This window comes from Burkholderia stagnalis, assembly GCF_902830275.1.
Classification (GTDB): domain Bacteria; phylum Pseudomonadota; class Gammaproteobacteria; order Burkholderiales; family Burkholderiaceae; genus Burkholderia; species Burkholderia stagnalis.
In genome coordinates, this window is the sequence record NZ_CADESW010000115.1 from 1 (window position 1) to 254 (window position 254).

The window sequence follows — 254 nt, forward strand, 5'->3', positions numbered from 1 at the left end:
ACCGCAACCAGCTCGATCACCTCGCTGTCCACCTCGACCTCGACCGGTATCAGCTCGCTGTCGACTGGTTTGAGCTCGACCGATAGCTCGGTTGCTTCGCTGTCGACCTCCACGTCGACCGGCATCTCGACCGCAACCAGCTCGATCACCTCGCTGTCCACCTCGACCTCGACCGGTATCAGCTCGCTGTCGACTGGTTTGAGCTCGACCGATAGCTCGGTTGCTTCGCTGTCGACCTCCACGTCGACCGGCAT

General features: G+C 61.8%; 1 protein-coding gene. It reads right to left on the reverse strand.

The annotated features are described in order from the left end of the window. A partial coding sequence (locus HWY45_RS37260; protein WP_279607771.1) for a hypothetical protein occupies positions 1-254 on the reverse strand: 254 nt, incomplete at both ends.